The following is a 25,269-nucleotide window of genomic DNA, read 5'->3' on the forward strand; positions in this document are numbered from 1 at the left end:
AAAAGGGACTAGGAATGGCTAATTATGAACATCTTAAGATTGAAAGAGAACTGCTTGAAAATGAACGTAGAACAAGGAAAGTCAATATCCCAAAACATCCACGAGGTGATCTTCGGGGGCATGGTCAAAAATTATCTAGAGACTTAACTGAATCAATCAGATTCGCACAAAATCAGCAAACGTCACGTCCGGGTAATTTTGTACTGAAAATTCGTTATACAGGACTTCTCGATATTACCCATCTAAACAAACATGGTATCGAGTTTGTAAGCCAAGAAGACAATCATCTGTGTGTTGTTTTTGTTGATGAAACCGGAATGACTGTGTTTGAAGATCACCTGCAACGCTTAGGTTTGGACGAGACAGAATTGACGTACAAGCAGATTCTCGAGGCCATAGAGGGAATCGATAACTGGACAAGTGATGACCGGAAAAGTTGGGCTCTAAGAAGGCATGGCTTACCAAGATCAGAGAAGTTTCTCTTAGATGTAGAGCTTTGGCCTGTAGCTGTTGCTCATCACCCAGAGAGATTAAGCACTTGTGATGCATTTGAGCGTTGGCTAGCTCATAACGGAATACGGCGAACAGATAAAGTTAACCTTGATAGCTTAGTAATGTACCGTTTGGAGGTTAACTCTAGTCAGGTTAATCTACTGCTGAATCACTCTGATGTCAGACTTGTTGATCTGCCCCCCAAGAGCGGTATTCGCTATAGCCAACTAAATTGTGACATCAATAGAATTCCTGAAGGAATACAATCCCCTACTCATCAAGCTGCAAGAGTTTGCGTCCTTGATAGCGGAGTAAATACTAACCACCCCCTGTTGGCACCCGCAATTGCGGAAAGTGCAGACTTTATTGGTGATACAGACGGCATGGATTTGAATGGTCATGGCACTGCTGTTGCTGGTGTAGCTCTGTATGGTGACTTGGAAGCGTGTAACTCAACAAATTATTGGCACCCTGAACTTTGGATTTTCAATGGTAGAATTCTTGATGAGAATGCAGAATTTGACTCCAGTTCTATCGAAAAAACGCTCATTGAAGCTGTAACCTATTTTGTCGAGGAACACCAATGTCGGATTTTCAATTTGTCGTTAGGGAATTCCAATGCACCTTACGATAATCGCCATATTCGAGGAATTGCGTATGTCTTGGATAAATTGGCTAGGGACTTCAATATCTTATTTGTCGTTTCTGCTGGAAACTTCTCAGGCTCTATCGATCCAGATGTGCCAAGACATAGCTGGAGGAACGAGTATCCAGAATACCTTCTAGCTGACGAAAGTATCATCATAGATCCAGCTCCGGCACTAAACGTTCTAACAGTGGGCAGCTTGGCTCGACATAACGCGACTTTCGATGCTCAACGGTATCCTGAAATTAGTCAATTGGCTCCAGCTACAGAAAATCAACCATCGCCATTTACACGTCACGGTCCATCTATTAAAGGCGCAATTAAACCCGAACTGGTAGCTATTGGTGGAAACCTGGCTACTCCTATAAGAATAGGCAACGAACTGAAGGATGTTAAGAAAGGCATGGGGGTATTGACCTGCAATAGTCTATTCGTTGGGAACACATTGTTTAGCGAAATTAGCGGAACAAGTTTTGCGGCACCTTACATTACCCATCTTGCAGGTCGTTTATTGAATAACTACCCGAAGGCTTCTGCTAATTTGCTCAGAGCACTACTGGTTAATCATGCGAATATGCTGTCGGAGATTGAAAGCAGCTTTCCTGAAGATATGAAGAAATCTTATAGGAGCGCAAATGGACGAGATGCGTTTAGAGATATAGCTGGTTATGGTGCTGTTGATGAGGGGGAGCTTTTTAGATCTTCACAAAATGCCGTTGTCTTAATGGCTGAAGAGAAAATAGAAAACAACTCGCATCACTTTTTCGAACTGCCGCTTCCCGATGATTTTTTAAGGTCTCAGCGTGCTTCCAGAGAAATTAGAGTTACTCTGTCTTATTGTCCAGCGGTCAGGACAACTAGGATAGACTATGTGGCCACTAAAATGTCTTTTAGGTTAGTCAAAGATCAGTCGCTTGAGTCTGTTCAAAGGCATTTCAATCACAGTACTCAGGATGAAACTAAAACCAGAAATGATGATGCTACAAGCAATAGGGACATAAGTGCTGAATTAAGAGGTAAAGGTACGGTTCAATCTTCAACTTGGCGGATTAAACAGCCGAAGCCTTCTGAAAAGTGGTTTGTTGTAATTACTCGACAAGATAGAGATTGGGGTGAGGCGTTGAGTTTCGAACAAGAAGACTATGCCTTGGTTGTGACTGTCACTGATCGAGAGAATGAGGAAGCCCAGCTGTATAGCCAAATATCACAACGCATAGAGCTTAAGGCTAGAGAACGTGCACGGGCTCGAGTGTAGGGAATTCTTGTTCTGTAAAAATCACCCATGGAACAGGAAGATTAAATTTTTCGGGCCATATGTATTAGGATAAAAAAATGAAACTGCACAGTATTCGGGTTTCAAATTTTCAGAGTTTTGGTGCTGAACCAACAGAACTGACACTGGAAAATATTACCTATCTGATTGGCCCCAACGGGTCAGGCAAGACTGCTGCACTCCAGGCTTTGTGCCGACTGTTTGCATTTGATCCATCATTACGCCGTATTCAGCGCTCAGACTTCCATGTTCCGCACGATGAACAAGAAGCGCCCGAAGAAAGGCAGTTATGGATTGAGGCGGACTTCGTGTTCACCGAGTTGGAGGATGAAGAAGATAACTCGACCGTTGCTCCCCATTTCAGCCACATGCGCCTTGATGACCCTGACGGAATTCCTAGGGTACGATATCGCCTAAGTGCCACTATGGGCCTAGATGGGGATATTGATGAGACTTTTGTGTATGTGCTTGAAGCTGGCCCGGATGGTTCGCCTCTAAATCCTCAAACGGTTCCCAGGTCTGAACGAAATCACATACAAGTCCACTATCTGCCCGCAAGAAGAGATCCGACTGACCACATAGCATATGGAACGAACGCGCTGCTTGGCCGCTTGCTACGGGCAGTGAACTGGGAAAATGAACGGGAGGAGGTCAAAGGGTTCACCGACCAGATTAGTGAGAGTTTGGCTGCTAATCCTTCGGTCAATGCTTTTAGTGCCCACCTGAAGAAAACATGGAGCACCCTTCATAAAGGCAGCTACTTTACAGATCCCAAGATTACTTTTGTGGCATCTGAGATCGAGGCGTTGCTTCGTCATTTGTCCGTATCATTCTCGCCTGGACATGATGAACATCTTGTCGATTTTTCCCGACTCAGTGACGGCCAGAAGTCGATGCTCTATCTGTCATTGGTTCTTTCATCTCAAGCAATTGGGCGTGCTGTCCTTGCCGGTGAGGACGGCTCTTTTGACCCAGAAAAATTGCGTCCGCCAGTCTTTACTTTGATTGCCCTTGAGGAACCAGAGAACAGCCTCTCGCCTCACTATCTGGGGCGGATTGTCAGCGCTCTGAACTCCATGACGAGCAACGAGGATGCTCAGGCCCTAATCGCTACGCATGCTCCGTCAATGTTACGACGTGTCGATCCGGAACATATTCGATATCTTCGACTTACCGAAACCCGGCAATCAAGAATTACGAAAATCCAATTACCCGCTAAAACCGATGAAGCGCACAAGTTTGTACGCGAGGCTGTCCAGGCATTCCCTGAGATCTACTTCTCACGTTTGGTTGTGTTGGGTGAAGGGGATAGCGAAGAAATTGTACTACCGCGCCTTTTCCAAGCGAAGGGTGCGCCAGTTGATGAGTCAGCGGTTACGATTGCTCCGCTTGGAGGTAGGCATGTCAACCATTTTTGGCGCCTGTTATCAGCACTGCAAATCCCATTTTTGACCCTTCTCGATTTAGATGTGGGCAGATATCAAGCGGGCTGGGGAAGAATAAAGTATGTAAATAACCAACTTGGCTTATATCAACCTGAAAAAGTTCTGCCAAATACTTTTTCTTTATCAGATTGGAATGATGACAAAGTACCTGTTCGTACCCACCATTTCTTTGAAAACGGTACTAAGAGTGTATTTGCAGAGCTTGAAATGCGTGGTGTGTTTTTCTCATTTCCAATGGATTTAGATTTTTCAATGCTCCTTGCTTTCCCAGATGCTTACGGTGTTCAGCAGGAAGTTCCGGATGACTCAACGATTAAAGCCGTGTTGGGCAAGAGCCATCATGACCCATCCCAATATAGCTATGACGAGTTAAATCTTTTCTCTACGTATCACAAGCTTTTTAAACTGGGCAGCAAGCCCGCTGCTCATATCGATGCTCTCGCTCAACTAAGCGACGAGGATTTGCTGGCGAACATGCCTGAATCATTTGGACGACTCACTGATGCCGTGATCGCCAAGCTTGCGGAACTGCCCGAGTGATTGCTGTAGATGCATGGCTGCCTTCGGATGGGCTAACGCTTGAACCCAATGCACTGCGGGCTGCGAAGGAACAAGCGCGCTGTCTTGCACTGACGGCGGGGCCGGGCGCGGGCAAGACGGAAATGCTTGCACAAAGAGCTGACTTCCTCCTACGAACCGGAACCTGCCGTTATCCGAAGAGAATACTCGCTATCTCTTTCAAAGTTGACGCCAGCAAAAACTTGAAGGAGCGAATCCAGCGACGCTGTGGACAAGAATTGGCTTCCCGTTTTGATAGCTACACATTTCATGCGTTTGCAAAGCGTATTATTGATCGTTTCCGAGTAGTGCTTACTGGTAATGATGCTCTTGATCTGGATTATTCGATTGGCGAAAGAAAAGTCACAAAAAGGCAAATTACATTTCATGATCTTGTACCGCTAGCAATTCAAATTCTTAAGGCCTCCACTGTCGCAAGAAATGCCATACGCCAAACTTACAGCGATGTTTTCTTGGATGAATTCCAGGACTGCACGGATCAGCAGTATGAACTCGTGAAGGTAGCCTTCCAAGGTACGAGCATTCGTCTCACTGCTGTCGGTGATACCAAGCAGAAAATCATGGGATGGGCAGGTGCATTGGACGGAATTTTCCAAACGTTCGCTAGGGATTTTTCAGCGGTCCCATTAAACATGTACCGAAACTTTCGTTCAAAACCACGCCTGCTTCGGATGCAGAACGAGATAATTCGCGTGCTCGATCCGGCTTCCGTCATGCCTGATCACCAACTTGCTGGTGAAGAGGGAGAGGTCTTCGCGTGGCAATTCGAGAATGCCCAGAGTGAAGCTGAGTACTTGGCCGATTTGATTGCCGGGTGGATAAGAAATGAACAGGTTCCGTTATCCGAAATCGCCGTATTAGTGTCCAAACAACTAGATCTTTACGCCAATCACCTGATGGTGGCATTAGAAGTTAGGGGAATACCGTACCGGAATGAGCAGGAGATGCAGGATATTACTGTCGAACCTGCCGCAAGGCTCGTTGTTGACTATTTGTCCTGTCTCTATGGCCAGCGAGAGCCCAAAGCCTGGATTCGGCTGATGAATCAATTGATTCCCTTTGCCGATGACGAGGTGCAGTCTAGCGTCAGGCAAAATTTCCAAAGCTTCTTCAAGGAACAGCGAAAAATCATCGCCATGGCCGAGTTGTTGGATGAACCGTTTTCGGGATGGTGGGATTCTGTGTGTAGATTTTTGAAGAAAATAGGAATGGAGACTCTTGTTGCTCTCTCGCCTGACTATGAGTCACATGCCAGATTAGGTGAAGTTTTGGGAGATACCAAAGCGCGCATTGAAGAATTGCTTGAACTTACCCCCGACTTGCCTCAAGCCTTGACTCGTTTCTCTGATGATCAGGCTGTGCGTATTCTGACTATCCATAAGAGCAAAGGATTGGAGTTCGACTCAACGATAATTTTGGCCGTTGAGAACGAAATATTTTTTGGGGATCAAGATTCTAATCTGTGTGCTTTCTTTGTTGGTGTATCCCGTGCCAAGCGTCGGCTTGTTCTTACATACGCTAAACAACGCGACAGGCCCCTTAACTATGCTAAAAGATGGGATGTAATTCGAACGCCACAACAGGAATATCTTCAATATGCAGCACAGTTTATTACCGATTTAACGCACATTTAAAAAGTCATTAGCTAAACTACTCAGTTCAAAACTTGCAAAGCCATAAACCGTACTCAAAAACGTTCTCTTTACTAAATATAATGCAACATCTAGCGCGATGTCAGCTCCAAAATATACTGGAGCTGACAAAGATTTTTTCTTCTAGTTATTCCCCGAAATTTCTTCCGTCGCCACCTGACGCAGTTTCTGGGCATCCATTCCGTTTAGCCGTTCAATGGCTCTGTCTGCGGCACTTTGACGGTTTCCATCCACGTTTAGCGTACTTCCTGAGCCAGTGAGTCTTTCCAGATCCAGTGACGGTACTTCGGGTAGGTTGCCCGTGATCGACAAAATACCTATCCATTCATCCAGATTGACTTGGCTCCAATCTACCTGGTTTAACTGACTCGCGGTCAAACCTTCGCAGTTTGGTGACTTTGCACTGCCCCAGCCAAGGCCCAACTGCGGACGAACTTGTTCTTGAATGATCCGTGAAAGCGGCGAAGTAAAGCAGCAATATGACTGCCGTTTCTCAACACAGGCACCTAAGAACTTAGACTTGCAGTAAGAGCCTACATAATGGCAACTCTTCAATACCCGCTTAGCGTTCATCTCAAACTCACTCTGCTCACATTTCCAGATAAGCTGAATGAGGATCATAGTGACTGAATAAATCATGTAGGCCGTCATAACCGTACTCAGAACCGCGCCCGCAGCGCCACCCAGCGCAAAGTTACCACCCGATACGACACCATCGGCTCCAACCGCGCCACCAACGTTACTAAACAGTGCCGATTGCGCCCCCGAACCAAAGGTCGTACCTACCCATTCAGCCGTTTTGTTGGTCAACACCTGCATGAAGCCAGTCGCAGCTTGCTCCGCTCCCGCGCCAGCAGCCGTTGATGGCCCAGCCCCCATGAGAGAGTCCCATGCAGACACAAAGGGCTCTTTGACCGCACTCCAAGTACTGGTGATTGGTTCCCTGAGCGTATTCCAGGAACCATAGATTGCCGAAGACGGATTCATGGCCATGACTGCCGTATCAAGCTTGTTGACCGCCACTATCATCGTGATGTAGTCCGATAGCGACACGCCACTTGGCTTTTCACAGCAATCCACTATACCGCCAACGGCTTTTTTGCACTGGCCAGCATTACCTTTAAAGACCGTACACTCGACGTTGTCTTGGCCATCAGCTCCCGTACATGACATATCATTGGTCATAAACTGCGCCGCATTAAGCATGGCAGCGGCCTCTGCAAAGTTAGCCTGCTTGATTGACTCTGGCTCTAAACAATCTGTGCCCATGCAGCGAACTGGCCCCTCACAGTTGTATTGAGTTTCCATTCGAGCGTTTTGCACTTCAACGCTTTGTCCGCAGTCATACACCAAACTTTGGATATAGCAGAAGCCTTCATGACCAGCCCCGCCTTCAGTGCATTCGGTTCTGACATACTGGCAGGCCGGGTTTTGCTCCAGCGCGGCACACGTATTGGTGGTCGTGTTTTGTCCGTTATTGACGATGGTTTGTGTATTACCATTGGCATCTACCCAGCTATCTGAGCTGCCCATGTTGAACTCTGGATGAGCAGTCGAAGCATTGTAGGTCGCTCTTGCCCTCCAGCATGAGAGCCCCAGTCCATCAGAGCTGCCACGACTGGTTAAATGAGCAGGAGACGAAACAACAGCCGGGTAAAGACTTCCAAGATTCGCCAACTCACCACTACCAACCGTTAACCCGTCGATTCGTTTTGTCCCTGTATCCAAACACTGCCACTGAACCGCAGTAAACTGATCCGTTTGCATCAAGCATTGGTCTATGCCCGGATCACTTGATTGATGAACAACGTCTTGCTCTAAGTATTTGCCAGAGAAGGTCAAGGAAGCACTCAGTTTCGCAGGAGCCAAACACTTCTGAACTTCTCGGCTGCAAGTTTCGAAATCGACTTTGTTCCAGCCGGACTCACATCTGGAACGCGTGACTTCCTGCGGTTCATGCCACGAAATAATCGACCCATTAACGACCTTGCACAATGAGCCAACCAAGGTTCCTTTTGGACAGGTCATTTCAGGGTATTTAATGGACGGTTTCGTCTCTGTGACCGTCTCCTTGTTGCCCGTCAATGAGAGTGTCGTTTTCCAGCCATTTGCCTTGGACGGCGACTCGGTGATTTTTATCTCAGTATTTTGATTATCAAACACTCTCAGCGTCGCGTTTCCAGTTTGCATAGTGCTGCTGTGCTGTGGAACAAAGCTGAGCGTTTCAGAGCTAAAGCAACCGCGCTCAATGGACCAGCTTTGTTGATGGGTTTCAGCGGATACACGTCGTTCTAACTGACACTCAGTAAGCGTGCTGATCTTCTCACACACCTGGTAATCCGGTACATGCTTGGTTTCAGTAAATGGCGTAATCGTCTGAGTAGGCTCACAGGCCTCAAAACTACTCGGCATAAGATTGGATACCACGCACTTTGGATCGTTGGTTTGCAATCCACAGTCAAAGGTATCGGTAAAACGAATGCATTCACCTCTATCATTGGTTTCGGCACATTCTGACGACATGAAGCCACAGGAAGGGTTCGCTTCAAGCACTTGGCAGGCCTGATTTTCAATCCCCTTATAGCTTTCATCATCCACACTAACTTGTACACGCCGACACAAAGGCGATATGCCAGCCACTGGGCTTGGGGCAAAGTAGGATTCACAAACTGAAACACCATTAACCACCGTACATCCGTTGGTTGAAGACGGCTGATCCGTGCATTGAATGCTGTAGTCTGAAAACTTAGCTGGGATATCCGCTGCTTGTTCGATACAGGCTTGTGGCGACCAACTATCATTCATCACCACCTTGGTTGGATCAAAGCGCACCTTGATGCGTGCATACCCCTCACCACTACCCGTAACCGATACGCGAATTTTTATCGGCACTTCTAAACCGGGCTCTACCGCTTTTAGCTTGGCAGTGAGATCGGTATTTGGATTGCGCTCCCAACTGGTACTGAGCTCGCAGCGACCTGCCGTTTCTGGTGGAAAGTTATTGTTCGGCCCAGACCAGACTTTCTGATCGCCAAGCCAAACTTGCATGTAGTCATCCCATTTAGCGTACTCAAGAACGGCTGAGGTAATCGCATCGGGGTTCACGACTTTGAGTGTGATGGCCTGTTCAAACACTTTACAACGGCCACTCCAGTAGTTGTCGCCAATACGTCCTATCCAAACTTCAAGACACCCCTCACCACAAGAGCGAAGGTTCATCGGTCCTGAAACATGCTCAATAATGCCTGCCGTGTAATCGTGAGTAATAGTGCAGCTGTTAACCGCTGTATTGAGCCTGTCACATTGCTGGTAATTTGGGCTGCCTTCACCTTGAGACTCACAGCCGGGGAAGCTTTGGGTTAATAGATTGGGGTCAGTTTGAACCGCATCAGTTAATGCCCAAAGCGGATCATTGACCATATCTGGCCGCGACCTGTCTTTGATTTCCTGTAGCGAACGAAACGCCTCACCCGTAGCGCCACTCTCGGATGCCATGCTCTCTTGGCGCTGCGTCCCCAATTGATTCATGCTGGTATCAGAGCCATAAACGCCCGTTAAGACATCTAATGAGCCCTGATCCATACCAGGAAATAGCTCTTGCAAGTTAATGGACTCATTACCACTGCCACTCGGCACCAACAATGTATTGCCGTTAAGTGCGGGCATCGTCCAGTTTTGCAGTAATTGCTTACCTTCTTGTTGTCCGCTTAAGCCGGATTGGCGCTGCACATCAGCGGTCACACCATGTAAGGGCAAGCACGCCATAGTGATTGATAAAACACCCGCTAAAACTCGGGTAAAAAGTGTTGGTTTCATGGTTAACCTCCCGAGTTACAGCAGTCTTGCCAGCGCCACAAAATGTAGAGCGCATCTTCACCGGCACCGGGGATCGTTCGCCACTCTCCCCATTTCATGGTGCTTTCACCGATGACATGCGCACTTTCAGTTTCTGGTACAGGGAAGAACATACTCATCTTGTATTGGGATTTCGGCAGCATGGGTTCGATAACAGGTCGGCATAGCGCACTGTTCCCCATTGTTCGCCTTGCAAGACCACGCCTGTGTTGAGCCGCGATTGCACGCGCCGCTAAATGGCTGGTGTTTTCTGCTATTGAGCCAAAGGCTAAGGTGTGGCCAGATAACGGGTAGAGATGGCCCCAACTGCCAGCACACCAAAACAATTGGTCGATGGGTTTACCAAGCGTTGATGAGGCAGCGTCAGCGGTACAAGCCGAAATAGCCAATGGATTGGCAACGGCAGCAGCTTCAGGCTGAGTAAAAAAGGCCAGTTCATCGTTCAGCCATGTTGGGTCCAATTCCGACAAATACATCAAGTCAAAGTCCATGTAACCATCGGCATTGCAATTGCCATCCATGAACAAATCGAGCATGACCAAAAGCGGAAAGGCATAATAATGGTAATGGTAGAAAGCGAGATCACCGGTATCGTATTCACCCTCGCCATGACCACCTTGCAATCGCCTATCACCTAACGGTAAACGAATCCCTCCCAGGGAAGGCGAGCAACCCGGCGTTCTGACCAGTTCAATCAGACGCGCTGGCTCCCACATGCTGGTAACAATACCTGGCCTTGGCACGCCTAAGTTGTCTTCACATAAGCAAAATGACTTGTTTGATGCGCCGCTTGGGACACTGCCAGAGCCAAGTGGAAGACCTGCAACCCGGATAGGAAAAATGCATGACCAGCAAACATCCGTCAGCAACTTACCCGACAATAAACCCGCGTCTGGGCAGGTTAGTTCGGCTTTAGCAGGAATAGATGCGCCCAGGACAAACATGACAACGAGAGTCCGCAACAGACGATACGTATTATTGAGCTTTTTCATGAACAAGCTCCTTTGCTGGAATTTCTTCTATTTCAAACGCGAGTCCCTTTGCTTGAACAAACGATGGGGTGACTTGCAAATCAAAGCGCTGCTTTAGCGAGGCATTGAGAAGGTAAACCGGGCTATCCAATGTCTTTTCGAGCGCATTGAGGCGATTCCAGCCTTGGGCACGGTCGAGCTGCGTGGTGATAAGCGTAATGCGGCGCAGTGTCCTATCTTGCGTCTCAAGCCAATGCGCTACTGCGTCCACTTCTTCAGCGTTCGACGCATTAAACACCACAAGCTGCTGAGTAAACGGCAAGGCTTTTAGCGGGTTAATACGCGTTCCTGCTGGGATCAATGTTCGGCCATTAGCATCCAATAGTGGCCGCTGCATGACGATGGTTGGATCAACCATTCTTATCCGATACTGCGTGGCTTTGGGTAACTCAGTAAATGTTTGGCGAGACCAGAAACGCTCAATGGCTTTTTTCTTTAATGCGCCCAGGTCAATCGACTGTAAGCGCTGCATCGCCACTTGCATCAAATCCAGTTCTAAAATGGAATGAATAGGACCGCGTTGACCCAATGATCCGGTATTGCCTGTTTCAATTTGACGTTGCAACCAGTCCTTGCTGTAAACCCCTAGTGCACTTGCAGTCACCTTGTCATCCTCTATGCGGAATATGGCAGGCACGCTAGTCACCCGCCAGTGCACAAAGGCTTTAGGATCGATTCGAACCTGAGGAACAGGATCAAGCCCCGTCATCAGGGTATGCCAATCACGGATAGCCGCCCCCAAGGTCTTTCCTTCAGGAATTCCCCGAAACAACACAATAGCGCCGGTAGCACTGGCCTCTTTAAATAGCTGCTTCAGTGAGGAATCCCCCAGTGAGGACGACGCAAATATCAACCATTCATCGTCGTGTTTGAGCGACGCAGGTTGTTCAATCGGTGAAAAAGGCTCGATAAATTCAGATGAACCATCCACAGAACTTTGTAAAATGCTGCGGCTCATTTCGACGATCTTTTTGTCTTCGTCAGACAACAGAAAAGGCTCTTGTGCCCAGGACACTTGAACCCAAGACAATGGAGCAACCAACAAAAATAAGAGACATAGTCTTCTCATCATCTACCTCCTACCAAAGCGACCAAGCGCGACCGACAATCTGCTCGCGCTTAACGGCATTCCAATAGCGGGAGTCGAAACTCGTTGCAGCCTCGCCGGAAAACCAATATTCGTTTTCTTGCAGCGTCAATGAGCGGCTAAATTGTGATTCCGCCACACCAAGACGCTGGGCTAATGCCATGCCGGTAGAGACTTCAGCACCGTTCACCAGCACATGCTCAGGCGTCACATTGACTTCATCCCCAGGCATCCCTGTTAGGCGTTTAAGCATCCGAGTACCGTCGGTATATAACGGAGCGAGTCCTTTTGAGTGGAAGGCATACAAACCATCCTTAACGGGCTCTTTATTCCATAGGTCAATCAGATACACCGTGGTATCAGGCAGGCAGCGCTCTTGCTGGGTATCAATACCTATTCGGTAGCGCATCATGGCGTAAGTGCCTACCAAGGCCATGATTAACGCAAGAACAGTCAACCGGATGAGGTATGGCCGCCAAGGCATTCTTTTACGGAGTATCTGCATGAGACACCTCCTTTGAGCCTACTGGTACGAATACAGAATCATCTGCACCCACCACAGCTTGGGCATCCAGCACGATAAAACCGGCCGCTTTTAACTTTTCAATTTGCTGGTTGGTCTGAAGCAACCTGGACTCGATGTCTTGTTCGCTGGCATTGGGGCCTAGTGACAACACCGCCTCCCCAAAATCCACGACTGCAATGGGCGTACTTAACGCCAACTGGCTGTGGATGGGTTCGAGTGTTTTCATTAAGAGCCAGCTGGTCATTAAACCGCTGCCTGCAATAGACAAAGTAATAGAGGCCATAAATGGCCAAAGCGTGGTCTTATTCATAGCCTCGCTCCTTCAACAACTGAGAGATGGCATCAGCAACAGAAAGGCCTTTGCGCGTTAACTGTTTAATCGCGTTTACATCTTCTGCACGGGACGAGTACAACAGCTTGTGAAACGGATCGACAATGAGGCGGCCAATCCCGGTGCCCATTTCGGTAATAAAGAAAATTTCGGAATAGACACCCGTGACGGTATGAACCGTTTTCAGGTATTCATAACCGCCTTCACCTAGTGGCAAGCGGCCTTCTTTTTTGAGCGCGTTGATGGTTTCAGCTTTTTGGCCAAGCAGGTACATATTGGCTGAGTTTTCAGCGATGGCTTTACCTGTAGGGCTATCATACAAATCGTTGACCGATTGCGTTACCGTTACAGCACTGCCGCCATATTTTCGAAATCGCCGGTAACCCGTTTCGATAAATTTACCGACATCACCTTGAGTCAGCAGATCCCAGGCTTCGTCGATGAACACAATCTTGCGACGATCACGCTCACCTAAGTACATCTCTTGTTGGATTTGGTAGATAAGCTGAAGCAACACCACTTGTTGTAGGTGCTTGCGCCCCTTGAGCTCTTCTAACTCCAAAACAGTGAAACGGTTTTTGAAACGAATATTGTTGTGGCCATTAAAGAAGCGGCCATATTCGCCTAGTGTCGTAAACGGATAGAGCTGCTCACCCACGTCTTGCACACGTCGGTCTTCATGATTTTTCAAAGCCTCTGCCACATCATCAACCAACATGGCACGACCTTTTTTCTCCCACAGTTCACGGGTCTGACGCTTTAGGTTGGCCATCTGAAAATCGGTTAATGACTGCGTAGGTGCGGCCATTGCGGCCAATAACCCAACCAACACATCCGCTTCTTCGTCATAGTCCTCAACGATTTCAAACGGATTCAAGCAAATGCCACTGTCCCGCCCGAACTGTAAGAACTCACCGTCATAGACTTCACACAGCTTTTCATAAGACCGGCCAACATCAATCACCCAGCATTGCCCGCCTTCAGATAAGTAGGAGGAGATGATTTCGTTCACCAGGAATGACTTACCCGACCCTGATTGCGCCGCGATGCAACAGTTGTAATTACTGCCCGAGTCATAAAGGGACACACTCATGATCTGGCCATTACGGGAAACAAAGTTAATCACTGGCGTGCCCGTGCCTTTCCAATCCGCAAACAAAGGCAACAGTGGGATCACATGCCGTGTCGCCATGGTCTTGAATCGAAACAAGTCGTTCATCGCCTGGCGATCAGCACCAAATGGCAGGGCATTCAGAAAAATGGGCAAACAGAAGTACTTGTCTTCCATCAGCTCAAATCCGAGTTCTTTGAAATAAGTTCGAGCATTTGAAACAGAGCTGATGGACGCTTCTTCAGTTGGTGAAAACAGCGTTAAGGTCATGTTTGCCCGAATAGGACGATCACCTTCTTGCAAGGCTTCAAAAAGAACATCAAATCCCTTTTTCTTGGCTGCAAGCACCGGCACAAACTTGAGCATCGGGCCATAGGCCTGATTGACCGCCCATTGACGCTTCGTCTCTAAACGAGATCGCATGGCCTCGGCTGAAGGAAAGTGAATGGTGACATTCAGCAAAAAGCTTCCGCGTAAACCGCGACTACCCGTCATCATATCGCCCGCAAAACTTGCGGCATGACCAAACCAGATCCGCTCAGGCAAGCGTTTAAACGATAAGGTTTTAACTCGGTAATCGCCCAGCATTAGACCTTGGCTATCCACCTTGATAGCTCGGTCATAATCCAACACTTGCTCTCGAAGTGGTTTATCAGCCTCACTTCGAATGGGTGATGGATTGCGCCAGGAAGCATCTTTTCCCCAGTTAAGCTGCGCACTTAATGCCGCGATCCAGTTTCGGTCAGTCATCTCAGTGACGCGAAAACCAACCGTTGCCAACGCCTGAGAGAAAGAAGCTCGAAGCGCGGATGCTCGACTCAACTCACGCTCCGTCGGTATAGGGCTTTCCAAAGGCAATTTGCAGGTGACGATCAGTTGAAAGTTGCGTACCTGAGTCTGAGTCGATTCTTCTATCGGTTGAACCGTGCCCCCATCGAGGAAGTCCGCACGTTTGCGTATCGACGCCCTAAGCAATGGATCGGATTGACGATGCCGTAAGCCCATCATGCGCTGAAGGTCGGTTTGAATATCAGGGGATGCGTACAGGCCAAATTGCAGCAAAGTGTCTTTTGGCCAGTCGTTGTTGAGTAGAACATTAACCCTGTCTGCAACAGACTCATCACCACCCGGCAATGGGTCACATAGAAAACCAAAGCCAACACTCTGGTCTTCCATGAAAAACAGTTGCTCATCGTCTGAATAGGCCAATACTGGCAAGAGCTCTGAAGCGCGTTGCCCTGAATACAGAGAGGCTTTCATTAACGCCCCTCCAACCAAGCAGAAAGATCATAAGGACGGCCTCGGCTGATGCGACCATCATTGGCGACGATGAAAGGCACACCTTGAATGCCCAGAATTTGAGCCGTCACCAAAGTACGCTGCATTGGTTCTAAGTTGCAGGCATCATCCTGCTCTAGGTTACCAATCCGGCCATTCAGCAATGCATCGGTGGCCGCTTTCTTGTCACGCGCACAGCCGAGCTGGCGAACCTGACGCTCTGAATCTGGACCAAGCACTGGCACAGGGAGAATTTGGAAGGTGTATTCTTTGGTGAGCGGTAAGGCTTGCTTCAAAAGCTCATGGCAGTGCGGGCATCGTGGATCAACAAAGACCACCACTTTCTTTTTGCCTTCGCCCAGCGTCAGTGGGTTCAAATCATCCATTTTTAAGCCAAGACGACTTAAGTCCAGCGTGTTCCCCGCTTCACGAATCTCTTCAAGGCTAGTAAGCGGCTTTTTCGACCAAGCGTCATAGAGCGTGCCATCAATGACGAACCGGCCACTGTCTGACATGAAAACAATACGGCCATTGCTTTCGACCGCTTTCATACCCGTGACAGGTAAAGAAACCATGCCGTCAATTTTGCCAACGGGCGACACTTCAGACACAGGTTCAGCTTGAACCAATGGAGACAGCGCAAGAGCCAGAATAATTGGAGATAGTTTTCGCATGAGGAGTCCTCGTTAATGTAAATCGAGGCTCCAGTCTATGCAGTTGTCCTATGTGGACTCGGTTAGATAGATTGAAGAATTGGGTGCCTTGCTAGGCATCCTATTCTCCCGTTGACCTAGAAAAATTGAAAAATCAGAAAATATCAGTGAATATCACCAATTATCATCAAATCATCAGTCGCGTGATTTTTTGCCCTTGATAGCATGTGCCTTGTACTTTTACATAAACAAGGAGACAAAATGTCTAAGCAAAACAATCACAACTCAGATATGACAAACGCCAATAAGGGTACGTCTGGTACTAACAAGACTTACTCACAAAACCAAGGAAATCGAGGGTGGCAGATGAACCCTCAAAATCCGCAGAATGGCGGTAAGAAAAAATAAGTTGTGAAGGGGGCTTAATGCTCCCTTTCCTTTAAGGGACTACATGGACAAGAGCAAAAACAGTAAGAAAAAACCGTTCAAATGGACAAGAGAACTTATTCGGCTTGCACTGAACGACGGGTGGACGCAACAAGAGATTGCAGAAAAATGCAGAACACAGCAATCCATCGTAAGTGCTTGGAACAAAGGTTCGAAACAAGGCACGGAACAACAACTGCTGCCTTTGCTCAATATCTATGGCAACAAAATTCGTCGAAACAGTTTTAAAGTTTATTGGTCATTAAACACTGAAACTATGGAGAAAACCTTTTACCGTGTTGAAGGGAAGGTAATTCTTAGCCAAGCATTTTATGATCCGCGAAGAGACCAACGAGGCAAACTGGTCAAAAAAGTTCCAGAGCTAAAACTCGTGGTACACCATCAAGGGGCCGATCAGTTTCGCGTCGTCAGTCAAAGTCGATTGACTTTCAGGCATACGAATGAAGAACTTGATCATAGCGTAGAGGATGCTGTTTGGAATTCGCATGTGCTCGAACCTTTAACTACGACGCAGCTAATCGATTTCATTGATCACTATTCCAATGAAAAGTTAAGCAGATACCCAAGTGATGCTAATACGTTGCCGTTCTTAATCAGACAATCTCTTTTAAACCATGGATTCCCAGTGTCGGGTATTGTTGAATATCCTGCCGTTTGGTAGTGTGTAAATCCAACCCAAAAGGAACGAGCGCCTAAAGCTCAAAATATCAGGCTAGTAGCCTGTTTGAATGTGCTCCCTCAAGGAAAGCCCCGCTAACTGCCTTTTGCAGTGGCGGCGCTAGCATTCTTTTCGGTATTCATGGCCGCTGCTTGAAATCAAGCTAAGTGAATGGGAAACCTATTAACTGAAACGCCGTCATGATAAACGGGTACGGGGTGGGATGACGCCCAAGCCGTCAGATATCTGGCCGCTTGGGCGTTTTTTAGTGTTATCAGGTGCCCAGTAAGACGGCGCTAATTGCTGGAACTGTTGTGCCAATGACTTCTTGAGTGCTGGCAACTACAGGTAAAGTTGCAGACATAACACTTTCAACGACTGTTGGCGTATTGTAGAGACCCATACCGCCACCAATGCCCAAGGCAAAAGCCATCAAGCTTTGGCGAGCGATACCGCCCACAATACCCACCAGTACCATGGCTCCCGCTACGATCCGTCCCAAAGTACCTTGGGTCCAATCTTTTAGGGTATCCCACACATCGGTGAAAGCATCACCACCGGTGCCCGCAAATGAGGGCTCCGAAATCATTAACGCCATTAAACCAAGCGCACCAATGGTCATTAGGCGCTGAGTTTGAATGGTGCGAACTGCATTTGTCATTCGTTAGTTTCTCCGTAGATACTCAAGTTATCGCGCTTACCATCAGCTCCCGCTGAGGCAGAATCGCTTTGAGTCTGAAGTGGACGTAGCACTGGCGAAACCGTTCGAGGTGCTGACACCCCAATATCCCACCGGCGCGGTTCAATTTCGGTAAACACGTAGCTGGATAAATTCAGATCTCCACGGTCATCCTCCCAAGGCGCAATCCAAATTCTCATCACCCTTGAAGGAATGCGAAGAGGTGCAGATTGCTGCGTCTCGGGTAATGCTGGATGGCTCAGCAGTCCTGTCTCTAAATCAGATTGTGAATACCCAGAGGGAGAACCAATTCGAGTCGCCACAGCATCAATCGTCTTGGGTGCAGCGCCATTGCTGGTAAGCTCATAGACTTCACGAGCGGATAAACAGCGCACACCGTCAGGCATACCTGGGCATCCATATTCACTACTCCCAAGACCCAATGAACTACAGCCAGACAATAAGGTTGAGCCGACTGCCAATAAAAGTAATCCAGCTTTAGACCACTGTTTTGACTGGTGCTTTGGGTTGTTCTGCATTGATGTCGTCATGGTTAACTCTCCTCTGGATACACATCTTATTGTCTGAAACGGACTTCGATCGGTTAGCAACATGCAGGATTTTTTCATCTTCTTGCACCTCCCCCTTGCGAAGTGGCCAACGACAACGAGACCCCACGAGTGACTATGACTTCAATTTTCCTTGCAGCGTCTACCTCTATAACTGGGAACATATTTTCAGCCATGTCCAAATAGAACTTGGCCACTCTATCCAAGGCTTTGCCAGTACCTTTAATCGCAGCACCTTGCAATGCTTCTTGGCTCATGACCTGCTGGTATAGCTGAGTATCACCGGCATTACCCGTTTGAATCGTTGGAACTGGCTTCACATCAAAAGCACCAGCCAAGCCCTGAAGGAACCCGGCCATCATCGATTTGGCCACCAGTTGGCCTTGTTTCGACACTAACCGGCCACGAATACCGGCTTTGCCGTCTTCACCCACTGCATAAGAATCCAGTCGTGTTTCAATGACGCCACCATCTTTTCTCACACATGAGATGGTCTCACCTCGCAAATAAGCACGCTCAGAGCTCAAATCACCGTAACCTGCGGCGATCAAGAAGCACTCTTTGATATCCGCCCTAAATCGATTGGGTAAAATGGCGTCCTTTTGAATCCTCAGCAATGCAGGAAAAGGTTCGCGTCTTGCGGACTCGTAAGTTGGTGCATCCAAACCCGTGATCAAAGTACCTGAGATAATGCTACCCGCCGGTAGATATAAAGGCGGCGTTTCTTGCACAGCAACTTCTGGTTCAGCAACCACTTCAGACTCAATCATACGAATCGTGATTGGCAGCAATGGAACATCCCGTGCTCGTGTACCTTGGCCATTGACTGACTGCTGATAGAGCGGATCAGGCAGCGGCGCATTAGCAAAATAGTCGTCTGGGTTAGACGGCAGTGGCTTTTCTTCTTTAGGCAATTCCATGGCAGACAAAGGTACTTCAAAACGACTCTTTGTGCCTTCAACTGCTGCATCGTCTCCAGCGCGAACATCATCAAGTTCCGCTCGAAGGCGGGCCAGCTCCGCATTGACCTCACTTGGTATAGAGGGCGAACCTGGACTTACCCTTCCTGAATCGACGTCACGACGCAGGCGCTCAACTTCACGACGTAACTGTTCATTGCGCTCACTGAGTAGTTTTACGTTCGCAGCCAAACTATCGACCCCAACACCACGAGTATTGGTATCCGTAAGAATGTGCCGGATGGTTTCCTGTCGGTTACGACTGCTTGCGCCATCATCAGGATTAGGTGAAAACACCATTACCATAAGGATGAGACCACCAGCAATACCAGCAACCGATAGGCCCCGCTTCATGTTCGGGCTTATTTGTTCCCATTGTGCTTTCATCGTTACTCCCCTCCCATAAGAAGCGAAGGCCGCTGACTTTCCACCACTTCTTCACGATGATTGCGGACAACTACGTAAAACTCAGTTTTTTCACCCGGCAACAAGATATTGCGAGGCCAGTAGGCGCTTGCCACTATATCCGGTGCATGACAGGCTATCTCACTGGCTTCTAGCGGCTCATCGGCAAAGCTTTCAACCAGTCCTACATAGACAGTGAAGTAATGCCCTGTCACAATTTGCCCCTGCTTAAAACCAAACTTTAGGCCTGGCTGAAAACATTTAGGACTGGTATCACCCTGAGAGGCCAAACGAATGTCATAGCCTTGTGGCAACTCATCTAATGCAAGGCGTCTGAGTAAATCACGTAGGCTATCAACGTATGGCTGAGCCGTTTCCCAAGTGGCGGCTTTTCGGTTCACGACGCCCTTGATAGGCCACTGCTGACCATCAATAGCCAAGGCAATTTCACGCGGTGGAATACGACGAGGTACTAAGGTGACAGATAATGCGGGTGCTTCCTGACCAAGCGGAGTTATGTATAGTGAAACCGGTGATTCTTTGTCCGTGGCCACATATACAACATTACCCTTGATTTGCGTCTGAGCATCACTGGTCGTTCTCACCTGAGGGGATTCAAACGGCGTCACAATCCGGTTCAGATGCCCAAGTGCTACAGGGATCAGCTCATTGACTCCTGGAGTCATCAGTAGCGTTGTTGGCGCAGCTGTTGACACCGTCTTGCTTTGAACCGGTGGATTTGCAGTAGCGGACTGCTTCATCACACTGGCTGGCACAATCGGCAATTCCACGTCTGCATACGACGCTTGAGATAACAGGACGCTACTCAAGCTCATTGCGATTAAGCTTGGTGTCATCCACCGACTAATTTGGGTTAGCATCATTCACCCTCCTGTTTTGCTTTTGGGTTAACTTTTCACGAACTCGCTTCGTTCGAGCTTGCCCCTCATACGTATCCATCCAACTGAGTTTTGGACGGTATTGCTCAATATCGATGTCAAACTCATAGGTGCGAGTTTGGCGCTGTTCATCTCCAGATGGTCCAGAAACCAAGGAATAACCAGTCACAAAGACATGACCGGTTTCATGCTCATACTCCACTTGTCTGGGTTGGAATTTGAGCGTGACTCGGTCTTCTCGGATTTGCCTTACCTGAATTTCCAGTGCATCGACCACTTGCTGGTAGACTGCTGGAGAGAGTAGCGGCTCAATAGCAACTCGGATGAAAGACACATTACCCGGGGTCACGTTGCCCATAAGCTCAGCCAGGTAGAGCCCCCAAGATTCAAGGTAAGGTTGAGTGGCTTGGTTTCGTGACACTTCAGCCATTTCAGACAAGGTTGGCGGTTGAATGGCTACCACGGTATTGCGAGACAATGCCGCTACCGCAAGCAGCAAGTTAGATAGCACCAGCACCGCAATCAGGAACCGTTGCCATCGGTTTTCTAATCGCGTGCCTTGCCATGATGTTAAAAACACGTCGAACTTCACGGGAGATAGCTCCTGATAAATGGGTTAGGGATCGTCTTGGCTTTGGTTGGCAGCAGTCCGGCCCAGTAGATGGCGTGAAGAATAAAACCATCTGGGCGACCGTCACGAAAACGCCGATAGAGCTTGGTTGTCACCAAACCCAACAAGCATAAAACCAGGGCATTACCGGTAAAAATGCCGAACACTAGCCCCAATAGAATGGGAGCCATCTCATCGGCACTCCAAAGCAGGAAGTGCGGCGGGTCATCGATATAGGATGGAATATTTACAGGTTCCATGGTCACTCCTCATTGTTTGAATTGAGAAGTGAAGAATGCCTAGGGATTGGCAGGTTCAGTGGTCAGCTAGATGCCGAATTCTTGAAGCTTTTGAGGGTTCAACTCAGACAAGCCGGTTAAGTTCTAGACAAACCGAGCAACCATAGTTATCATTTATGATAACCCAAATTAAGGATACCCATGAGCTGGAAGATCGACTTTTACGATGGCGTTGAGGATCAGATCCTCGATATGCCACCCAAAATACAAGCTCGCATGATTAAGCTATTAGAGCTGATGGAAAAGCATGGTGCAAACCTGGGGTCTCCTCATACTGAGTCTATGGGCAATGGGTTATTTGAAATCCGCGCCAAAGCACAAGAAGGTATTGGTAGAGGCTTGTTTTGTTACTTAAAAGGGAAGCACATTTATGTGTTGCACGCTTTTGTAAAAAAATCTCAAAAGACGCCCCAAAATGAGCTCAATCTTGCCAGAGATAGACAAAAAGAGGTTCAAAAATCATGAGTCTGCAAAAACTGAAACAACGTTCCTTAGCCAATGCTGAAGTTAAGAATGAGTACGATAAGCTTGAGAGTGAGTTCAGCTTTATTGACCAATTGCTTACCATGAGAACAAAAGCAGGGCTTACTCAAGAACAGGTTGCTGAAAGAATGCATACCCAAAAAAGTAACGTCAGTCGTTTAGAAAAAGGTAATGCCAATCCAAGTTGGTCAACTCTTCTAAAATATGCTCACGCATGTGGTTTTGAACTAACACTCAAGCCACAAAAAATAAATTAACGCCATTCATGAGGCCTGATAGGCCTCATATCTTCTTCTGCAAGTGGCTTAACGCCAACCCCGCCATTAATGCTAAACCGATGATCAGCGACGGTAACACCACTGGTGGAATAGCTAATGGAGCGAACAATCCCATAAAGAGAAAGATGACGCCTGAGCCCAGAATTATCATGCTGTAGCGGTGAATGATAGGGCTCGAAAAATCAAAGGTTGTCTTCTTAATCTTCCAGATCATCAAGCCGTCCCACAGCGCCGGTAACATGAGAATAAGCGCAAAGGGCAACCAGACCATCAACAAAGCAAATCGAGTGAACACTTGGTACAACACATCAAAAAATGCCTGAATACGGTCTTCCACCCACACAAACCAAAAGCCTCCCATGTTCTCCATCCCTTTAGAATAAAGTCGTTGCTCTTCAGTGGGGATTAGAAAATCACGCACAAATTGCTCCATTTGTGTATCCACAACCCATGACTGATACCAGCGATGGCTTGTTTGACCAATCCAATGGCTTGTTTGAGCACCCAATTGGTTTTGGATCATCAGCTTCTCTTTACTAATGACCCGGCCAGTCCAATCACCGGGCACTAACACGCCAATGGCAATAATCTCCAGCATAAGTGCCAGACACAGTAGCCAAACCGACTTATGCTTGCTCATGCCAAATCTCCTCTTCTACTCGGGCCAGCATGGCTGCAACGGTTGGCGTCATAATACGGGCTTTAATCACTTGTTGAAGCCGCTTTGTCGTCGTATGGCCACTGACATAACGCACGTCGATGCGTCCTTCAACCAAATACGCCATCCGATTTGGACGATTACGAATCCAGGAGTAGAAATACACACCATCTACGGCAGCCCACTCGAAATGGTCAGGATCACGCAGGCGAATCCCTGTTAAAGCACTGGCGGCAGTCCAGGTCAGTGCCTCAATGAAATGCCACAAGCGTACACTATCATCACAACTGACTCCTTCATAACTACCCAAGCCATTACAAAGGCACAAATCAAAGATGGAATGGCCATCTAACCTGAACGCATCCGTTAAATAGTCCGCCAAGCAATAGACCGAGGCCAAAGCATGAGGCCAGTCTGTTTCAAGCAGTCTTAAGGTTTCCTTGAACTGGGGGTTATGTTGCTGCCACTGAGCAAGCATTTCTTTACTGGAAAGTGTTGTCATTTTCAGACAGACAGAATGATGCATACAGACTCCTTATGCTGCCTGTGTAGAGCTGGTTAAAATAGGAATGCGGCCTTTGATCACACGTCCACCAGAAAGCTTGGCGATGTACTCCAGGTTGGGGAGCTGGCCTAATAACTGCGGTGGAAACATATCGCCTTCTTCCTCCATCAAGCGCTCACCATGATTGCCGGTAAACAATGCTGGACTGTCCGAGTTGGAAGACATACCTTGAGTTTGCATGATGTACTGCAATCGAGTTTTGGGCAGATTGTCGGTAATGTACTGCTGCGTTTCGGCGTCCATCACCCGAAGGGCTATCAAGTTGTTGATGTTACCTAACACCTGGCGAGCTTTAGCTTCACTGCCAGTACGAGCAGCAAAGTCAGCAAAGGTCTGAGTAGCAATCACACAACGCATTTTTGCGCCACGGCCTTTGTTGAGCAGTTGAATGAAGGGATCATTGACGACTTCAGCCGCCTCATCGATGAAGATATTTACGGGACGATTTTCAACACCATAGTTATAGCGGTCCCCGGCTACGGCGGTGAGATCTGATAAAAGCAACGAACCAATGGCACTGCCCACCATGGCGTCAGTTAATGAATCCAAGCCGATATACGCCACTTGGGCATTGTTGATAATTCGGCCAGAATCCGTAATTAACCGGCTGTCATCCACATCGTTTGCAATAGGTGATAGCAGTGGACCTAGTTCACTTGATGTGAGCATATTGAGCACCGGCATCAGTGAAGCCACCATTTTGGAATAGTGGGTTCTATCATGTTCAAACATGCTCAAAAGCCCCTCCAAATCGGTATTGGCAGCAACGGGCTGAATGCGTTCGTAGTAGAAAAGCAGCATCGCCATAGTTTGTTTAGCCAAGGTGTTGGCCTTTTCGGTAAAGCGTTTAATCTCCACACTAAAGTTCGGATACACCTGCTCACCCCAGGCTGTGACGGCTTTTACTACCAAGCCTTCTGGACCGCCTTCCAAGAATCGTCTCAGTGTTTTCAGATCAGGACGTTGTGACGTAAGCAACAAACCTTGCACGATGTTATTCAGTGCCATTTGGCCAAAGGCTTTAAATGGATCAGCACCGGTTTCAGATGGAATTAATGCCGCAATTCGGCTGGCGATTTCAGTGCCCCGATTAAAGTTTCTAAGGGGATTGAGACGAACCGAATACTCTGGAAAACCCGGATGAAAATACACAAAGCGCTCAGGACTACCGGCGGCAATACAGGCTCGCTGTGCATTATCCTTAAGCTCTTTATCTCCCTTGGGGTCAATAATAATCACGGCTTCATTGCGCAAAATGGCCTGAGTGATCATCGCATCAAAGCATCGGGTTTTTCCGGCACCGGTCGTACCGACAATTAAGGTATGCCCCTCGGTGTGACCAACTGGTTGGTACACATCTTCTTCTTTCGGCTCCACACCATGGATCCAGGGCGAACCCATTTGCTTGCCGTGACCTTGGTTAAGCAAGGTTTGCTTATCCCGCTTTAAGATTTCATAAGCGCGTTGAGCATGTCGTTGGTCCCATTCAAAGCCATAACCTAACCACAATTCATCAGGATGTTTTGCCATCACCTTTTGCAAATGCGACAGCTCCATAAAAGTCAATGGTTTGCCTTTTAGTCCCTTTTGCAACTTATAAAGACGGTAAGCCTCAGGCAGGCGGTACAACGCCATGCCCGAGGAAATCCCTGTCATCCACCAAAATGGCTCAGGTGGTAGCTCAGTGAGCATTTCTGCGGCAATCGCCCCAGTGGCCCCAACCAGCCAGCCTGCTGCTGCCATGGCTTCATAGTTCGTGCGCCAGGGCATCTCGTATGCGTTTTCTTTCATTCATGCTCCG

23 protein-coding genes are annotated in these 25,269 nt (G+C 47.9%); 7 read left to right on the forward strand and 16 right to left on the reverse strand.

What is annotated here, in order from left to right; all coding sequences use genetic code 11:
• Positions 1 to 14 precede the first annotated feature (14 nt).
• The 3 genes from AC438_RS04945 (at position 15) to AC438_RS04955 (ending at position 6,069) form a co-directional block, all read left to right on the forward strand.
• Positions 15 to 2,393, forward strand: coding sequence for a S8 family peptidase (locus tag AC438_RS04945; RefSeq protein ID WP_053980151.1), 2,379 nt, complete (start codon positions 15 to 17; stop codon positions 2,391 to 2,393).
• A gap of 77 nt (positions 2,394 to 2,470) precedes the next feature.
• Positions 2,471 to 4,396 (forward strand): ATP-dependent nuclease, encoded by a 1,926-nt coding sequence (locus AC438_RS04950; protein WP_053980152.1) that lies wholly within the window; start codon positions 2,471 to 2,473, stop codon positions 4,394 to 4,396.
• Positions 4,393 to 6,069, forward strand: a complete 1,677-nt coding sequence (locus AC438_RS04955) for a UvrD-helicase domain-containing protein (protein ID WP_053980153.1) — start codon at positions 4,393 to 4,395, stop codon at positions 6,067 to 6,069. Before AC438_RS04950 ends, AC438_RS04955 begins: the two co-directional genes overlap by 4 nt.
• Positions 6,070 to 6,210: 141 nt before the next feature.
• Here AC438_RS04955 and traN read toward each other — a convergent pair whose 3' ends face one another.
• From traN to AC438_RS04990, 7 genes are read right to left on the reverse strand one after another with little or no spacing between them, the layout of a single operon-like run.
• Positions 6,211 to 9,903, reverse strand: a complete 3,693-nt coding sequence (gene traN, locus AC438_RS04960) for a conjugal transfer protein TraN (RefSeq protein WP_053980154.1) — start codon at positions 9,901 to 9,903, stop codon at positions 6,211 to 6,213.
• Between the two features lie 2 nt (positions 9,904 to 9,905).
• Positions 9,906 to 10,904: a TraU family protein gene (locus tag AC438_RS04965; RefSeq protein WP_425311635.1), complete on the reverse strand. Its 999-nt coding sequence runs from the start codon at positions 10,902 to 10,904 to the stop codon at positions 9,906 to 9,908.
• 13 nt (positions 10,905 to 10,917) lie between these two features.
• Positions 10,918 to 12,045, reverse strand: coding sequence for a TrbC family F-type conjugative pilus assembly protein (locus AC438_RS04970; RefSeq protein WP_238376322.1), 1,128 nt, complete (start codon positions 12,043 to 12,045; stop codon positions 10,918 to 10,920).
• 7 nt (positions 12,046 to 12,052) lie between these two features.
• Entirely contained in the window at positions 12,053 to 12,565 is a 513-nt protein-coding gene (locus tag AC438_RS04975) for a S26 family signal peptidase (protein WP_172676695.1), read from the reverse strand.
• Positions 12,549 to 12,896 (reverse strand): hypothetical protein, encoded by a 348-nt coding sequence (locus AC438_RS04980; RefSeq protein WP_001044650.1) that lies wholly within the window; start codon positions 12,894 to 12,896, stop codon positions 12,549 to 12,551. The genes AC438_RS04975 and AC438_RS04980 overlap by 17 nt, the downstream gene beginning before the upstream one ends.
• Entirely contained in the window at positions 12,889 to 15,288 is a 2,400-nt protein-coding gene (gene traC, locus AC438_RS04985) for a type IV secretion system protein TraC (RefSeq protein ID WP_053980156.1), read from the reverse strand. Before traC ends, AC438_RS04980 begins: the two co-directional genes overlap by 8 nt.
• On the reverse strand, positions 15,288 to 15,980 hold the full coding sequence (locus tag AC438_RS04990; protein WP_001228924.1) for a DsbC family protein: 693 nt from the start codon (positions 15,978 to 15,980) through the stop codon (positions 15,288 to 15,290). The genes traC and AC438_RS04990 overlap by 1 nt, the downstream gene beginning before the upstream one ends.
• 240 nt (positions 15,981 to 16,220) lie before the next feature.
• Here AC438_RS04990 and AC438_RS17085 point away from each other — a divergent pair, with 240 nt between their 5' ends.
• Positions 16,221 to 16,367: a hypothetical protein gene (locus tag AC438_RS17085; RefSeq protein WP_162838621.1), complete on the forward strand. Its 147-nt coding sequence runs from the start codon at positions 16,221 to 16,223 to the stop codon at positions 16,365 to 16,367.
• A 43-nt stretch (positions 16,368 to 16,410) separates the two neighbouring features.
• Entirely contained in the window at positions 16,411 to 17,067 is a 657-nt protein-coding gene (locus tag AC438_RS05000; RefSeq protein ID WP_025611037.1) for a hypothetical protein, read from the forward strand.
• 271 nt (positions 17,068 to 17,338) lie between these two features.
• Here AC438_RS05000 and traA read toward each other — a convergent pair whose 3' ends face one another.
• The 6 genes from traA to traL form a co-directional block, all read right to left on the reverse strand.
• Positions 17,339 to 17,725 carry a TraA family conjugative transfer protein gene (gene traA / locus AC438_RS05005; protein WP_000180225.1) on the reverse strand — a complete coding sequence of 129 codons (387 nt, stop codon included), beginning with the start codon at positions 17,723 to 17,725 and terminating at the stop codon, positions 17,339 to 17,341.
• Positions 17,722 to 18,294, reverse strand: coding sequence for a type IV conjugative transfer system lipoprotein TraV (traV, locus tag AC438_RS05010; RefSeq protein ID WP_146008853.1), 573 nt, complete (start codon positions 18,292 to 18,294; stop codon positions 17,722 to 17,724). The genes traA and traV overlap by 4 nt, the downstream gene beginning before the upstream one ends.
• Positions 18,295 to 18,368: 74 nt before the next feature.
• The gene (locus tag AC438_RS05015) at positions 18,369 to 19,658 is read right to left on the reverse strand and encodes a TraB/VirB10 family protein (RefSeq protein WP_053980158.1); all 1,290 of its coding nucleotides are present in this window, start codon (positions 19,656 to 19,658) and stop codon (positions 18,369 to 18,371) included.
• A 2-nt stretch (positions 19,659 to 19,660) separates the two neighbouring features.
• The gene (locus AC438_RS05020) at positions 19,661 to 20,560 is read right to left on the reverse strand and encodes a hypothetical protein (RefSeq protein WP_420798147.1); all 900 of its coding nucleotides are present in this window, start codon (positions 20,558 to 20,560) and stop codon (positions 19,661 to 19,663) included.
• Positions 20,541 to 21,167, reverse strand: coding sequence for a TraE/TraK family type IV conjugative transfer system protein (locus AC438_RS05025; RefSeq protein WP_045595196.1), 627 nt, complete (start codon positions 21,165 to 21,167; stop codon positions 20,541 to 20,543). Before AC438_RS05025 ends, AC438_RS05020 begins: the two co-directional genes overlap by 20 nt.
• Entirely contained in the window at positions 21,164 to 21,445 is a 282-nt protein-coding gene (traL, locus tag AC438_RS05030; RefSeq protein WP_045595195.1) for a type IV conjugative transfer system protein TraL, read from the reverse strand. Before traL ends, AC438_RS05025 begins: the two co-directional genes overlap by 4 nt.
• 180 nt (positions 21,446 to 21,625) lie before the next feature.
• Here traL and AC438_RS05035 point away from each other — a divergent pair, with 180 nt between their 5' ends.
• Together AC438_RS05035 and AC438_RS05040 are read left to right on the forward strand one after the other, a co-directional pair.
• Positions 21,626 to 21,949 (forward strand): type II toxin-antitoxin system RelE/ParE family toxin, encoded by a 324-nt coding sequence (locus AC438_RS05035; RefSeq protein ID WP_047109284.1) that lies wholly within the window; start codon positions 21,626 to 21,628, stop codon positions 21,947 to 21,949.
• Positions 21,946 to 22,224: a helix-turn-helix domain-containing protein gene (locus tag AC438_RS05040; protein ID WP_047109286.1), complete on the forward strand. Its 279-nt coding sequence runs from the start codon at positions 21,946 to 21,948 to the stop codon at positions 22,222 to 22,224. The genes AC438_RS05035 and AC438_RS05040 overlap by 4 nt, the downstream gene beginning before the upstream one ends.
• Positions 22,225 to 22,249: 25 nt before the next feature.
• Here AC438_RS05040 and AC438_RS05045 read toward each other — a convergent pair whose 3' ends face one another.
• The 3 genes from AC438_RS05045 to traD are packed head-to-tail and all read right to left on the reverse strand — an operon-like array spanning position 22,250 to position 25,259.
• Positions 22,250 to 22,885, reverse strand: coding sequence for an IncC plasmid conjugative DNA transfer DtrJ family protein (locus AC438_RS05045; RefSeq protein ID WP_053980159.1), 636 nt, complete (start codon positions 22,883 to 22,885; stop codon positions 22,250 to 22,252).
• Entirely contained in the window at positions 22,872 to 23,429 is a 558-nt protein-coding gene (locus AC438_RS05050) for a hypothetical protein (RefSeq protein ID WP_053980160.1), read from the reverse strand. The genes AC438_RS05045 and AC438_RS05050 overlap by 14 nt, the downstream gene beginning before the upstream one ends.
• Positions 23,430 to 23,438: 9 nt before the next feature.
• Positions 23,439 to 25,259, reverse strand: a complete 1,821-nt coding sequence (gene traD / locus AC438_RS05055; RefSeq protein WP_053980161.1) for a conjugative transfer system coupling protein TraD — start codon at positions 25,257 to 25,259, stop codon at positions 23,439 to 23,441.
• Between the last annotated feature and the right edge of the window lie 10 nt (positions 25,260 to 25,269).

The sequence above is a fragment of the Marinagarivorans algicola genome, from assembly GCF_001292705.1.
Taxonomy (GTDB): domain Bacteria; phylum Pseudomonadota; class Gammaproteobacteria; order Pseudomonadales; family Cellvibrionaceae; genus Marinagarivorans; species Marinagarivorans algicola.

Bases quoted from the DNA above. Each gene is read 5' to 3' on its own strand.
- AC438_RS05040 (WP_047109286.1), top strand. From the start codon at position 21,946: ATGAGTCTGCAAAAACTGAAACAACGTTCCTTAGCCAATGCTGAAGTT.
- traV (WP_146008853.1), bottom strand. From the start codon at position 18,294: ATGACGACATCAATGCAGAACAACCCAAAGCACCAGTCAAAACAGTGG.
- AC438_RS05020 (WP_420798147.1), bottom strand. From the start codon at position 20,560: ATGATGCTAACCCAAATTAGTCGGTGGATGACACCAAGCTTAATCGCA.
- traL (WP_045595195.1), bottom strand. From the start codon at position 21,445: ATGGAACCTGTAAATATTCCATCCTATATCGATGACCCGCCGCACTTC.
- AC438_RS04945 (WP_053980151.1), top strand. From the start codon at position 15: ATGGCTAATTATGAACATCTTAAGATTGAAAGAGAACTGCTTGAAAAT.
- AC438_RS04950 (WP_053980152.1), top strand. From the start codon at position 2,471: ATGAAACTGCACAGTATTCGGGTTTCAAATTTTCAGAGTTTTGGTGCT.
- AC438_RS05015 (WP_053980158.1), bottom strand. From the start codon at position 19,658: ATGAAAGCACAATGGGAACAAATAAGCCCGAACATGAAGCGGGGCCTA.
- AC438_RS04980 (WP_001044650.1), bottom strand. From the start codon at position 12,896: ATGAATAAGACCACGCTTTGGCCATTTATGGCCTCTATTACTTTGTCT.
- traC (WP_053980156.1), bottom strand. From the start codon at position 15,288: ATGAAAGCCTCTCTGTATTCAGGGCAACGCGCTTCAGAGCTCTTGCCA.
- AC438_RS05000 (WP_025611037.1), top strand. From the start codon at position 16,411: ATGGACAAGAGCAAAAACAGTAAGAAAAAACCGTTCAAATGGACAAGA.
- AC438_RS04990 (WP_001228924.1), bottom strand. From the start codon at position 15,980: ATGCGAAAACTATCTCCAATTATTCTGGCTCTTGCGCTGTCTCCATTG.
- AC438_RS05045 (WP_053980159.1), bottom strand. From the start codon at position 22,885: ATGAGCAAGCATAAGTCGGTTTGGCTACTGTGTCTGGCACTTATGCTG.
- AC438_RS05050 (WP_053980160.1), bottom strand. From the start codon at position 23,429: ATGCATCATTCTGTCTGTCTGAAAATGACAACACTTTCCAGTAAAGAA.
- AC438_RS04970 (WP_238376322.1), bottom strand. From the start codon at position 12,045: ATGATGAGAAGACTATGTCTCTTATTTTTGTTGGTTGCTCCATTGTCT.
- traN (WP_053980154.1), bottom strand. From the start codon at position 9,903: ATGAAACCAACACTTTTTACCCGAGTTTTAGCGGGTGTTTTATCAATC.
- AC438_RS05035 (WP_047109284.1), top strand. From the start codon at position 21,626: ATGAGCTGGAAGATCGACTTTTACGATGGCGTTGAGGATCAGATCCTC.
- AC438_RS17085 (WP_162838621.1), top strand. From the start codon at position 16,221: ATGTCTAAGCAAAACAATCACAACTCAGATATGACAAACGCCAATAAG.
- AC438_RS04975 (WP_172676695.1), bottom strand. From the start codon at position 12,565: ATGCAGATACTCCGTAAAAGAATGCCTTGGCGGCCATACCTCATCCGG.
- traD (WP_053980161.1), bottom strand. From the start codon at position 25,259: ATGAAAGAAAACGCATACGAGATGCCCTGGCGCACGAACTATGAAGCC.
- traA (WP_000180225.1), bottom strand. From the start codon at position 17,725: ATGACAAATGCAGTTCGCACCATTCAAACTCAGCGCCTAATGACCATT.